The 12,866-nt window shown below is 39.9% G+C and carries 12 protein-coding genes; 10 read left to right on the top strand and 2 right to left on the bottom strand.

Features of this window, described 5'->3' with window-relative positions:
- Position 1: 1 nt before the first annotated feature.
- The 6 genes from mnmA (at position 2) to mpl17 (ending at position 7,269) form a co-directional block, all read left to right on the top strand.
- Complete coding sequence (gene mnmA, locus LEP1GSC199_RS09600) at positions 2-1,144, top strand: tRNA 2-thiouridine(34) synthase MnmA (RefSeq protein WP_002981240.1); 1,143 nt, start codon at positions 2-4, stop codon at positions 1,142-1,144.
- On the top strand, positions 1,141-3,393 hold the full coding sequence (locus tag LEP1GSC199_RS09595) for an alpha-hydroxy-acid oxidizing protein (RefSeq protein ID WP_002981556.1): 2,253 nt from the start codon (positions 1,141-1,143) through the stop codon (positions 3,391-3,393). Before mnmA ends, LEP1GSC199_RS09595 begins: the two co-directional genes overlap by 4 nt.
- Positions 3,394-3,395: 2 nt before the next feature.
- Positions 3,396-4,634: a PilZ domain-containing protein gene (locus LEP1GSC199_RS09590; protein ID WP_002981224.1), complete on the top strand. Its 1,239-nt coding sequence runs from the start codon at positions 3,396-3,398 to the stop codon at positions 4,632-4,634.
- Positions 4,635-4,637: 3 nt separating this feature from the next.
- Positions 4,638-5,594, top strand: coding sequence for an RluA family pseudouridine synthase (locus LEP1GSC199_RS09585; RefSeq protein WP_002981641.1), 957 nt, complete (start codon positions 4,638-4,640; stop codon positions 5,592-5,594).
- A gap of 75 nt (positions 5,595-5,669) precedes the next feature.
- Positions 5,670-6,827: a DNA methyltransferase gene (locus LEP1GSC199_RS09580; RefSeq protein ID WP_002981566.1), complete on the top strand. Its 1,158-nt coding sequence runs from the start codon at positions 5,670-5,672 to the stop codon at positions 6,825-6,827.
- Between the two features lie 13 nt (positions 6,828-6,840).
- The gene (mpl17, locus tag LEP1GSC199_RS09575; protein WP_002981221.1) at positions 6,841-7,269 is read left to right on the top strand and encodes a cell surface protein MPL17; all 429 of its coding nucleotides are present in this window, start codon (positions 6,841-6,843) and stop codon (positions 7,267-7,269) included.
- A gap of 8 nt (positions 7,270-7,277) precedes the next feature.
- Here mpl17 and LEP1GSC199_RS09570 read toward each other — a convergent pair whose 3' ends face one another.
- Together LEP1GSC199_RS09570 and LEP1GSC199_RS09565 are read right to left on the bottom strand one after the other, a co-directional pair.
- Positions 7,278-7,709 carry a lipoprotein gene (locus LEP1GSC199_RS09570; protein WP_002981653.1) on the bottom strand — a complete coding sequence of 144 codons (432 nt, stop codon included), beginning with the start codon at positions 7,707-7,709 and terminating at the stop codon, positions 7,278-7,280.
- Positions 7,710-8,399 (bottom strand): hypothetical protein, encoded by a 690-nt coding sequence (locus LEP1GSC199_RS09565; RefSeq protein WP_002981670.1) that lies wholly within the window; start codon positions 8,397-8,399, stop codon positions 7,710-7,712.
- 21 nt (positions 8,400-8,420) lie between these two features.
- Between LEP1GSC199_RS09565 and LEP1GSC199_RS09560 the strand changes: the two genes are divergently transcribed.
- From LEP1GSC199_RS09560 to LEP1GSC199_RS09545, 4 genes are read left to right on the top strand one after another with little or no spacing between them, the layout of a single operon-like run.
- Entirely contained in the window at positions 8,421-9,971 is a 1,551-nt protein-coding gene (locus tag LEP1GSC199_RS09560; RefSeq protein WP_039926482.1) for a M16 family metallopeptidase, read from the top strand.
- Complete coding sequence (locus LEP1GSC199_RS09555) at positions 9,968-11,371, top strand: M16 family metallopeptidase (RefSeq protein WP_002981208.1); 1,404 nt, start codon at positions 9,968-9,970, stop codon at positions 11,369-11,371. The genes LEP1GSC199_RS09560 and LEP1GSC199_RS09555 overlap by 4 nt, the downstream gene beginning before the upstream one ends.
- The gene (locus LEP1GSC199_RS09550) at positions 11,371-12,210 is read left to right on the top strand and encodes an MBL fold metallo-hydrolase (protein WP_002981418.1); all 840 of its coding nucleotides are present in this window, start codon (positions 11,371-11,373) and stop codon (positions 12,208-12,210) included. Before LEP1GSC199_RS09555 ends, LEP1GSC199_RS09550 begins: the two co-directional genes overlap by 1 nt.
- Positions 12,207-12,866 (top strand): O-methyltransferase, encoded by a 660-nt coding sequence (locus tag LEP1GSC199_RS09545; RefSeq protein ID WP_002981667.1) that lies wholly within the window; start codon positions 12,207-12,209, stop codon positions 12,864-12,866. Before LEP1GSC199_RS09550 ends, LEP1GSC199_RS09545 begins: the two co-directional genes overlap by 4 nt.

The raw sequence follows: 12,866 nt of genomic DNA, 5'->3' as shown, positions 1-12,866 counted from the left end.
GGTGAAAGAAAAAGAAAAAATCATAGTAGCGATGAGTGGTGGGGTAGATAGCGCAGTAGCTGCAGGACTTCTTATGGAAGCGGGTTATGACGTGATCGGTGTGAACCTACGTACTTGGGAATATGAAGCTCCCGCCTGTGATACTACTAAAAGATCCTGCTGTTCTCCAGAAGACATCCGCGATGCTAGGGATGTAGGTCTTTCTTTAAACATTCCTTTTTATGTAATTAAAATGGAAAAGGTATTTGGAGAGCGAGTGATCGATCGTTTTATTAATGATTATAAAGATGGAAGGACACCTAACCCTTGCGTGGAGTGTAACACCTTTGTGAAGTTTGGTGCTCTTTTTGAACAAGCAAAAGTATTAGGAATCGAAAAGATTGCAACGGGTCATTATGCTCGTGTGATTGAGGTGGATGGTCGTTATGCCATTCGTAATGCTGTGGATATGAAAAAAAACCAAACGTACTATCTGTACGGTTTGTCCCAAGAAAATATTAAAAATACAGTTTTCCCTTTGGGTGAGATGGACAAAACTCAAGTTCGTGAAATTGCCAAACGGATGGGTCTACCTGTGGCGGAAAAACCAGAATCACAAGAGATTTGTTTTATTCCTGAAAATGATTATAGATCTTTCCTTAAAAAAAAGGGGATGGAGTTCACTCCTGGATTTTTTAAATTGGCATCCGGCCAGATCATAGGCAAACACCAAGGAAAAGAAGGGTTTACTATCGGCCAAAGGAAAGGCCTTGGGATCGCTTGGAAAAACCCACTTTATGTTCTCTCCATTGAAGATGATGGAACAGTGGTTCTTGGCGAAGAAGAAGAAACAGTATCTGAATCTTTTGTTTTAGAAGAGATTACCTACCAAGCACTGATGCCGATGGAAGTGGGCGAAACTAAGGAAATGAAAGTCCAAATTCGTTACCGAAGTGCACCTGTTCATTGTTTGGTGACTTCGCTTGGAAATACTTGGAAAGTAGAATTTTTAGAAGATGTAAAAAGTGTCACTCCAGGTCAATCAGCAACATTCTATCCAAAGGATGGGGATTATCTACTTGCTGGTGGAATTATCCAAAAAGGTTCGATCACAAGAAAGGTGAAGGCAAATTTTGTTTCTGAGGCGGAGAGTGTTACCATTTGAAATCGGTAGAAGGTAAAACAATCCTCATCATTGGTGGGGGGTTGTTACAAGTCCCCATCATCCAAACCGCAAAGACCATGCGACTGCATACTGTGGTTGCTGATATGAACCCCACTTCCATCGGATTTCAGATTGCGGACGAAGCCATCCTGATGTCCACAAAGGATGTAGAGGGGATGGTTCGGGAGTCAAAAAAATTTGCACAAAATTCTCCCATCCACGGGGTCATCACTGCCGGCACTGATGCGAGTATGACAGTGGCAGCTGTGGCCTCTGCCTTACAACTTCCAGGTATTCGTTTTGTGGATGCAGAAGCGGCATCTAACAAAGGGAAGATGCGTCAAAGACTAAAGGAATTTGGAATGCCCATTCCTCGGTTTGCCGCAGTTTGGTCTTTGCAAGATGCGAAAGATGCACTTGATTCTTTGACCTTTCCTTTGGTGATGAAACCTGCTGACAATATGGGAGCACGAGGTGTCATCAAAGTCACAAACAAAGATGACCTTCCCACGGCCTTTCGCCATGCCAAAAGGTTTTGTCCTACGGGAGAATTGATTTTAGAAGAGTATATGGAAGGCCCCGAACTCTCTGTGGATGCCTTGGCTTTCCAAGGTCAGATCCGGATGACAGGGATTGCCGACCGAATCATCGAAAGAGAACCCTATTTTATTGAAGTTGGGCATAACATGCCTTCTGCGATGTCCAAGGAAGTTTTGGATGAAGTGGAACGAGTGATGGCGGGTGGAATGCGAGCTCTCGGAATCCATTTAGGTGCAGGAAAAGGGGACATCAAAGTCACAAAAGAAGGTGTGAAAATTGGTGAAATTGCCGCAAGACTTTCAGGTGGATTTATGTCTGCCTTCACTTATCCCTTATCTAGCGGTGTGAATTTAAATCGTGCAGCACTTCTTATTTCCCTTGGAGAAACTCCCGATAATTTAGATCCCGTTTTTAGTCGAGTCTCTATAGAACGTTCGTTACTGTCTAAACCAGGAAAACTTGTTTCCATTGCTGGAGTGGAAGAGACAAAAAAAATTGATGGAGTTTCAGAAGTTTTTATCCAATCCAAACCTGGTGATATCATAAAGGAACCTACAAATAACATTGATAAGTCGGGGCATGTCATCATTGTTGCTGACAATTTAAAAGATGCGGAACTTGTTTTTGAAAAAGTAAAAGATACCATTCGTTTCGAGGTAGATGAACAATTTTCTATCACAGAAAAAGAAATAGGTGACCAAGCGAGAATTCGTTTTGGTAAAGATATTTGTTGGGTCTGTAAACAATGTGATGGAAGTAATTGTGCCTCAGGGATTCCTGGGATGGGCGGAGTGGGTCGAATGGAAACTTTCCATGACAATAGCGAGGCCCTCGCTGAATATTCGATTTTACCGGGTTATATTCGAGATCATGTACTACCTGAGATCCAAACCAAGTTTCTCGGTTTTGATCTAAAAACTCCAATCATGGCGGCACCAATGACCGGGGTGGGAACGAATATGAACTTTGTGATGACGGATGCCGATTATGCAAATTTGGTAGTTCGTTCCTTTGTTCAAAATGGAAGCCTTGCTTGGCTTGGAGATGGTGCTTCTCCTGAAAAATACAAAATTATGTTAGAGGCATTAAAGAAGTCTTCCGGAAAAGGCATTTTGATTTGTAAACCTAGGGAAGATGAATCGATGTTAGTGGATCGTTTTTCCGAAGCAGAAGCGGACGGAGTGTTCGCTCTGGGAATGGATATTGATGCTGTGAATTTCAAAACCATGGTACAAAAGAATTTATCCAGTATTACTCGACCTCTTGACCGTCTGGTTCGGTTGAAAGAAAAAACAAAATTGCCGTTTATTCTTAAAGGAATCATGAATCCAGAAGATGCAAAGTTAGCTTTAGAAGGTGGGTTTTCTGCGATTGTTGTTTCTAACCATGGCGGAAGGGTATTGGATGGAATGCCGGGAACGGCTCGTGTCCTTCCTAAAATTGCAGAGGTAGTAAAGGGCAAAATTCCACTCCTCGTAGATGGTGGCATTCGTTCGGGTATGGATGTTTTTAAAATGTTAGCGCTCGGTGCCGATGCCGTGCTTTTGGGAAGGCCCGTTGCCATTTCCCTAGTCGGTGGTGAGGAAGCGGGAATTCGCTTTCTTTTACAAAAATATTCGGAAGAACTAAAACAATCAATGAGTGTTACCGGGGCCAAAACTTTGGTGGACATCAAGCGATCTATGTTGCTTCATAAACTTCACGGTTGACTATGGATAAGGAAATCAAAGACCCCGATGGTATTTTAAAGGTAATTACCGCACTTTTCGGCAAACTTCCGGCATATATTATTTATTCTGACAAAGAATTTCCTGTTAAGATCATTGCATTAAAAAATAAAGCTCTAATCATCAATACCAATCTGAAGTTTCCAAATAGAGATCGAATTCTAACAGTTGTTCATAATGGAAGTAAGTTTTTAGCACATTTTATTGTAGCTGGCGGAGATGGAAATGGAATCGAAATCCTAACGCCTGTTAAAATCCAAATTACCACCGCATCAAGACAAGGATCTCGGGTGGAAGCCAGTCAAATCCAAACTGGTATGGTAGTTTCTAATATCATCAATGTAAACGACGTATCCAAAGCCATTGGATTTGATGATAAAAAAGTGGATGCCATCCTTCTTGCTTACAGAGCCAAACTCACCAAAGCTTTCCCGTTATCTTCTATATTCTTTGCTGGTCGTATGGACAATCGTCTGCGCCTGATGCACCACTATGATAAAGATATTTTCATTGTTGACCGTAAGGAAAAGTCATCGGCTTCGGCGGATTTTTTTCCATTCGATGAGTATTTGAGAATTTTCGATAGTTCTAAAATTCCAGACACATACACTTCAGAAATCTGCGTACCTATTAAGTATAAAGGTTATGTGCATCTTGGTTATGTTCAAGTATTAGCTGAAAAACCTCTCGATTTCGAAATTTACAAACAAATTCAAAACTTTTCCAATGCAGTGAGCCGTGATATCATAAGCACGGGTGTTTTCCAAGAATCTCGTGACGTCTGTCAGGTAATGGACTTAAGTATGGGTGGTATTAGTTTTATTCACGCACCATCCCGTTCTTTCTCAAGATCTGTTACTTTGAATGGAACCATCCTTTTTGATTTGAACTTGGAAGAAGGTAAACGAGTTACAATCCGTGGAATCATAAAAAACATCCGTAACCAAGAAACCAACTTCCGAGTTGGTTGCCAGTTCTACAACCTAACAGAAAAAGATTTAGAAGTTCTCGGAGTTTTTCTGGATGCAGGTAAAACAGAGGAAGAGGCAAATGCTCCGTCCGAGGAACCACCGATGGATACCAATGAGAATGGAGAACCGGCCGCCGACTCGGAAACAACAGAAGAAGGACCAACTGTGGTGAGTGCTGCGGACGAACCTGGGGATCCCTTTGGAGAAGTTATGGATGATTTTTCTTCGGATACACCCATTTCCGAACCTTAAAAAATGACTGTTTACAAGTCATTGATTCGTTATCCCTATACGGGTAAGACAGTTTTTGAATTCCTAACAACAAAATTTCCTTACCATGACCCCGAAGAATGGGGCTTCTTACTCAATGAAAACCGTGTCAAAGTCCAAGACAAAGTGGCACTTCCTGATTTTGTTCTTCAGGAAGGAGATACCTTAACCTATGAACCCATCCCGGGTCGGATTGAGGAACCTGAAGTTGATACCAACTACACTATTCTAAAAGAAACAGAGGATTTCCTCTTTGTAGACAAACCGGGAAACCTACCTATGCACCCTGCAGGAAGGTATCGCACAAGGACACTACTCAATCTTTTGGAGAAAACCTATCCCAGAGTGATTCCTGTCCACAGGCTTGACCGGGAAACCTCGGGTATTGTGATCTTTGCCAAAACGGAAGAGGGCCGCACCTGGCTTCAAAAAAAATTTGAATCAAGAGAAGTAAAAAAAGAATACCTGGCTGTGGTTCGAGGTTATTTTCAAAAGGAACTTACCCTTGAGGGTTTTATGGGAAAGGATTTGGATTCTGCGATCCGTAAAAAAATGAAATTTTCATCATCCGAATTTCCAGATGCCAAGTCAGTTTCTACAAGTTTTATTCCACTAAACTTCAACGAGTCGCAAAATATTAGTTTGGTACTTGTGCGGCCCATTACAGGCAGGATTCATCAAATCCGGGCAAGCCTTCTCTATTTAGGATTTCCTATTCTTGGGGATAAATTGTATGGCCCAAGAGAAACTATGTTTTTGGATTTTGTTCAGTTTGGACTCAGTGCTTCTTTACTAGATGAGCTGGGATTTGAACGCCAATTGCTTCATGCACATAGCATTAGTTATATGGATGAGAGGGTTGGTAAAAATTTACTTATCAAATCAAATCCACTGGCAGAGATCGAAACCTTCTTCCCAAATTCTAAAGACTATGTCCCATAGGTTTTAATAAAATCTAACTCAAGATTCGCCTTTCCTCCGATCTTTCTATAAAGAGAGAGGAGGCTTTTGCAAAGGATGGCAGGAGCAGGCAGACTATTAAAGGATTCCGATAAGATTGTATTTGGTGAGTTTTGGACTGCAAAACAACGCCAAGGACATCCAATTCATCATACCGTAAGTTATAGAGCATCATTTAAACCGGAACTTCCTTCTTTTTTTATGAAGGAATTTTTAAAAAAGAAAAATAGGATCGTATATGATCCGTTTGGTGGAAGAGGAACTACTGCGATTCAGGCTAATATTGAAGGTCATGTGGCGGTTCATAATGATATTCACCCATTGTCTATTTTTCTTGCGAGTGCAAGGCAGTATGTTCCGAGACTCGAGGATTTAGAAAAGAAGTTAAATTCCTTGGATTTAGAAGCGGAAGTGGAGGAAGATCCCTTTGATGTGAATCTCCTTCCTTTTTTCCATCCACGCACTTTAAAGGAAATCAAAAACCTAAAGAAGTATATGGCAAAAGATCCGTCTGTGGAAATGAAATTCATTTCGCTTATCGCATTGTCTCGGTTACATGGCCATAGCACTGGATTTTTTTCCGTATATACTTTTCCTCAAGTTTCGATTCCCCCGGAATCACAGGCAAAGAATAACATCAAACGCGGGCAAACTCCCGAGTATCGTCCCATCAAACCGAGAATCTACCAAAAGATGAGGCGAGATTTGGCACTTCCCATTCCTCCGTTTTATCATGAATTTTCGAAGAACAACTTGTATTCACTAAATTCAGCAAATTCTGTTCCCAATGTAGATTCGGAATCTGTGGATTTAATTGTCACTTCACCACCATTCTTAGATAAGGTGGACTATGAAGGGGACAACTGGCTACGTCATTGGTTTTTGGACATTCAAAAGTCAAAAGACAGAAAGCTCAGTATATTTAGCAATTTAAACGATTGGAATGAGTTCATTCGATCTACCTTAAAAGAATCGGCAAGGGTTCTAAAAAAAGGAGCTTACATGGTAATGGAAGTAGGAGAAGTCAAAAAAGGAAATTCCATTCTGTATTTGGACGAGGACGTGGTGCGGATGGCGGAAGGAACGGGACTTGTTTGGAACAAAACCTACGTCCATACGCAAAGTTTCACAAAACTTTCAAATTGTTGGCAAGTTTCCAATAACGAAAAAGGCACAAATTCCAATCGTTGTGTTGTTTTACGGAAAGTTTTATAAGTCTAATCTTTGTATGAAACAATTTCGATTTCTTTTGATACTTTCTTTTTTAGGTTCTTTCGGATTGATTACTGGTAGTGGTTTTGTAAATGAGTTGTCTGCGGATCCTTTGGATTCGCACCCAATTGAAATATCAATTAAACAGAAATCACCGGGAAAGTTTGAGTTGGAATTGTTTTTGCCAAAAGACTTTGGGTTCCAGATGGAAGCACCACACAGGATATTTTTATCGGGAACGGATGGACTTAAAGTTTTGAATGCAGATTTAAAACTTAAAGGGCCGGTTCACTCCAAAAAACCAGAATACTTTGAATACTTAAAACCCTTTACCTTCCAAGTGGAAGGAAAGGGTAAGTTACAACTCGATGCGAAGTTGTTTTACTGTAACTTTGTAAAAAACATTTGTATACCGGCTAAAGTTAACAAATCGTTTTCTATCTAAGTTCTAAATCATTCTAAATCTTTGGTAACTAGGCGTTTTAAGTTGGATTTTTGAATTTGGTATAAGAAAAAATACCTTCCGCCAATAGAAACGTTTTTATCCACAATCTTTCCTTCTTTAGAAATCTCGCGGAGTTCTTTACGTCCCTTATCAGAAAGATTAGGGATGGTGTATGTTTTTAATAAGTTGAGTGACTTTTGTTCTGCAATTGTTTTTGCTTCATCCATTCGTTCGGATTCTGTTGGTAGAACACTGGACACGGCTACTTGAAACAATGTCTCAGAAATGAATCCTTCTTTTGCTTTAGTAAATTCTAAAATGGCTTGATTTTCTGTATCATTGGCTTGCGGCACAACTTCTTTGGTTTCTTTGGACTTACAATTCCATACGAGAGTTACAATAGCGAAAGAAAGGATAATCCTTGTTAGAGTTTTGTTCATTTACAATTTCCTAGGTTCTGAAATGTGAGTTTTTTCCACACGTTCCATTAATTTAGGTTGGATGTTGCGGAATAGGAAAGCACATTTTGTTCTATCTGTGTAATCTTCTTTATATAAGGTAAGAGTGTCAAAGAACCAGGCAAAGTTGTGTAAGTTTTCAACAGGATTCTCTTTTTTGTCTTGGGGATTCCCCCTAACTTCGCCTAGGTTCTGGCCTGTGATTTGCGACTGTGAAGGATTTGTAGTGGATTGCCCTTGGGTAGTCTGAGCATTTTGTAGGGTCATCGGATTTGCGGCTGTAGTCGCACTGGTTTGAGTTCCCGTGCCTGAAGTAGTGTTCTGAGGAGCATTGGCAACGACCCTCGTTTGTCTATCTTTCCCTTCTAAGGATGCCGCATATTCATCGAACCCCTCACCGAACCTGTGCTTTTGTCTTTGGATTTGTAGAAGGAAGGGCATACTCAATCTCTCTCTTTCTACAAATGCTCTCCGTTTACAATCTTCACGTCTTGCGTTTCCTGAGATTTCTTTGTAAGTCACTGGGATTTCGACTTTGATTTGAAAAAATTCCCGAGAAATAAACCCTTCATCTTTTTCGTTGAGGAGAGCTTGTTCTACATAATTGGGATCAGCAATAGTGAAGAGGCGACAGGAACAAAAGAAGCTTAAAATTAGAAGTTTACGAACCATTTCCACCTTCAAGACTAGTAGATGATGTCGAAATTACGAATCTTTTTCCTTTGTTTCTTACTACAATTTTTACCTCTTTTTTCCCAGGACCAATTCTTCGGAACCTCCGAATCCCAATTTCGTGAAAAGATAAAAACCATCCGTTTGGACAATGGTCTCACCGTTGTGCTGATGAAGCGAGGAACTTCGCCGACAGTTGCCTTGTACATCAAATTCCTTGTAGGAGCTGTGGATGAAACACCGGAAGAAGCGGGTACGGCTCACCTTTTGGAACATATGCTTTTTAAGGGTACCAAAAATGTGGGGACCACTGACTTTGATAAAGAAGAAAAATACCAAAAACAAATCGAAGTTTGGGGAACAGAACTGGATGATCTCAAATTAAAAATTCGAGACCTTACCACACGAGGAGAAACCATTCCTCCTTCTTTACAAGAAGAGGTGGAAACCTTAAATCGAAGGTTAAAAAATCTCATCCAACTCCAAGATGAGTTTATTGTTAAAAACGAAGATTCTTATATTTATGAACAAAATGGTGAGGTTGGATTCAACGCATATACCTCACAAGATGTCACAAACTACCAAATCCAACTTCCCAACAACAGAATCGAAGTTTGGGCAAAGATTGAATCGGACAGATTAAAAAATCCTATCTTAAGAGAATATTATACGGAAAGAGATGTTGTGATTGAAGAACGTCGGATGCGTACTGATGACAGTGGAGCAGGTGTTTTACGAGAAAAATTTTTCTCTTTGGCCTTTGAAAGTCACCCTTACAGAAAACCAGTGATTGGATATTCTACAGGCCTACCTTTTTTAAAAATAGAGGATACCAAAGCCTTTTTTAAAAAACACTACACACCAGATCGAATGGTCATCTCCATTGTGGGACAATTTGATTTTGAAGAAACCGAATCAATCATTCGTAAATATTTTTCTGATCTAAAACCTGGTAAACCAAGGCCTACTTATAAAGTGGAAGAAAAATCTTTTCCTGGGGAAAAACGATTCAAAGTTTATCACCCTTCGGGAAGTCAGATGATGGTGGGTTGGCTAAAACCCCCTTATCCTCATAAAGATAATTCTTCTTTTGATGTACTATCCACCATCCTCACCTCGGGAACGGGATCTAGGTTGTACAAACGATTGGTTTTGGAAGAAAAACTGGCTGTGAGTGTAGGGGCAGCTAATGGATACCCTGGAGAAAGATACCAAAATTATTTTGTATTCTTTATCAAACCGAAAGAGGATGCCAAACCAGAATTGATCGAAAAAATCATTTGGGAAGAACTGAATAAAATTAAAGAAACGGGCATTCCCAAAGAGGAACTGGATAAAGTAAAAAACCAAATGGTTTCCGATTTTATTAAAACCTTGGATGAAAATGGAAGTATTGCTGATCTTCTAAGTTATTATCAGTTGTTATATGGTGATTGGGCTGGGCTTTTCCGTCAATACTCTGCCATCATGAAAACCTCATCAAATGATATCCAAACTCTAATTCCTACATATCTTTCTAAAGATAAAGTAGTTGTGGGTGTATTGGAAGACGTAAGGAAAAAATCAAAATGAAACGTATTTATTTAATTCTTTTTGTAGTTGTCGTTTCTGGTCTCTCGGCTCGGGAGATGGGGGAGTTTGTTCGGGATTTAAAATTCAAACCATTGGAGTTTGAAGTGCCAAAAATCACATCAGTAGAACAACCCTCAGGTGTAGAAGTATTCTCATTAAAAAATGCAGAATTTCCTATCGTGTATGCGGACATTTATGTTTACCATGGAAAAAAACATTTAAGGAAACGATCTGTCGAAATTGCCAGATTATTAGAAGATAGTTGGGAGTTGTCAGGATCGGCAACATTTCCCAAAGAGAAGTTTTTAGAAACACTCGAGTTTTACGGAGCGTCTTTTTCAGTTTCCATCGATTATGAAAAAACAATATTCAGCATCGCTTACCTGAAATCCACAGAGAAGGAAGTCCTTCCTGTTTTGCGGTCTTTTTTCGCAGAACCAAATTTAGATGAGTCTTTGATGGTTACCACCAAAGGAAAGTTAGGTGAAGAGATTAAACGTAGAAATGATAACCCGACGGCACTTGGATCAAGAAAAGCGAAGGAGGCGTTGTTTCGTGGAACCATTGCAGGAACTTCTATGCAGCTTTCTTCGTTAGAATCTCTGAAACTCGCTGATCTTGTCCAGTTCCAAAAAGAAATCTTAAGTGAGACCAAACGAAGGTTCCTTTTGACTGGTGATTTTGATTTGAAATCCTGGGAGAACTTCCTGCCGAAGTTGGCAGAGGGATCAAAAACACAGGACTTTGAACTCATTACGCCATTGATCTTGTCTGAAAATGTAAAAAAAGAAGGAAAGGAAATTCGTTTGGTGGCCAAAGATGTAAACCAAACATTTATTTCTATGATAGGAGTCCTTCCTGAACACAACCATCCTGATTTTTATGCCATCCAAGTTTTAAATTATATCATTGGTGCTGGTGGGTTTAACTCCTATTATATGAGAGAGATTCGAAACAATAGGGGTCTTGCTTATTCGGCGGGGAGTAATACTGAATTCCAAGAAAATTATGGAACCATCCAGTTTTTTGCGATGACCAAAACGGAATCCGCAAAAGAAGTTCTCTCCCTTATGCGAGAACTCATCCAACCCAAACTCATTGACTCTTTAACAGAAGAAGAACTGGTTCGGGCAAAAAATGCCATCATCAACCAGTTTGTATTTCAATTTGAAGATGATAAACGAACTCTTGCCAGCGAAGTGAGAAGACGTGATCATAAAATGCCAGAAGGATATTTACAGAACTTCCGAAAGGAGATCGACCGATTGACTCTCTCTGACTTAAAAAGAGTGGGTAATCTTTATTTCCAATCGGACAAATTATTGGTTACGGTTGTGGGGCCCAAAACTTTGGAACAATCCTGGAAAGGATCGGTAAAGGTAATAAATCCGGAAGATTGATGTTAACTGCTAGTTTCGAATACAAAGGAACCAAATTTGAAGGTTTGTCCGAAGGTGGGATTCGGACATCCATCATTTGTCCTTCTCTTGACTTTATGTTTGATTTTGGGTTTATCAATCCTGATAAAATCCATATCGGAAGAATTCTATTATCGCACGCCCATCTGGATCATTCTTGTGGAATTCCATATTATGTGTCACAACGGAGCCTTCGCAAACTTCCCGTCCCGAAAATTTACCTTCCCAAATCTTTAGAACCAAAGATGTCGCAAATTCTAAAACTATATTCCGAAATTGAAGGTTTCGATTACGATTGTGAACTTGTTGGCCTCGAGTTTGGGACCAGAGTAGATTTAAAACCAGGTTATTTTTTTAAACCTTGGGAAAGTTTTCATAGAGTTCCTTCTCAAGGTTATACGGTTTATGAAACCAAACGTAAGTTAAAGAAAGAGTGGACAAGTCTCAATTCCGAAGAAATTCGAAACAAAAAAGATTTGGGCGAAGATCCTACGGAAGAAATCTCTGTCCCTCTGGTTTCCTTTTCTGGAGATACAAAAATTGAATATGTATTAGAAAATGAAGATGTTCGAAAGAGTAAAATTCTATTTATGGAATGCACTTATTATTGTGAGAAGAGGGATGTGAGTCGTGCACGGGAATGGGGTCATACCCATTTTGATGAAATTGTTGAACATGCGACCGCTTTTGAAAATGAAGCTATTGTTCTCATCCACCCATCGAAACGTTATAGTTATCGCGAGTTAAACGATATCCTTCGTAAAAAAGTTCCCCCAATTCTGAAAGATCGCATTTCTCTTTTTTTACCTCCCAAAACATGAAACCAAGACCGAGTATTTATATCCCAGAATTGGAATCTTATATAGATTCTAGTTTGGTGTACAAACCAAATCCCATATTTTCGGAAATGGAAACGTATGCCAAAGATAAGAACATTCCTATTGTGACTGCTGCCACGGGAGCTGTGTTGTCTCATTTGGTCTCTCTTTTGAAACCGAGTCAAGTTTTGGAATTAGGGACGGGCCTTGGGTATTCGACACTTTGGATGGCCTTGGGTTCCCCGAATTCGCAGTTTGTAACTGTGGACCGGTATGAGGAGCAGGCGGCCCTTCTAGATGAGTATGCCAAAAAAATGGGAATCTGGGACCAAATTCATGTTAAACGGGTCACCGCGTCCGTTTTGGAATACTTACAGGAGAACCGAGAGGAATGGATCGATTCTGATCTTTTTTTTATAGATTGTGATAAAATTACCTACCCTGAAATTTTTCGAATCCTTTGGAGAGATTCCAAACCAGGAGCCAGTTTTTTATTCGATAATATGTTGTGGCATGGACGAGTCCTTCATCCCGATCCAAAGAAACCATCTGATTTGGCCGTCATGTCTCTTTGGGATGAGGTGAAATCCCAAGTTTTTCGTTATACATTGTATTCTGTTGGTGATGGATTACTCTTTTTTCAAAAGGATAAAAAATAG

Origin of the sequence: Leptospira vanthielii serovar Holland str. Waz Holland = ATCC 700522 (assembly GCF_000332455.1) — a bacterium.
Lineage (GTDB): Bacteria > Spirochaetota > Leptospiria > Leptospirales > Leptospiraceae > Leptospira_A > Leptospira_A vanthielii.
Note: the sequence above shows the minus strand (reverse complement) of the source record. Positions and strands in the feature narration are given on the sequence as shown.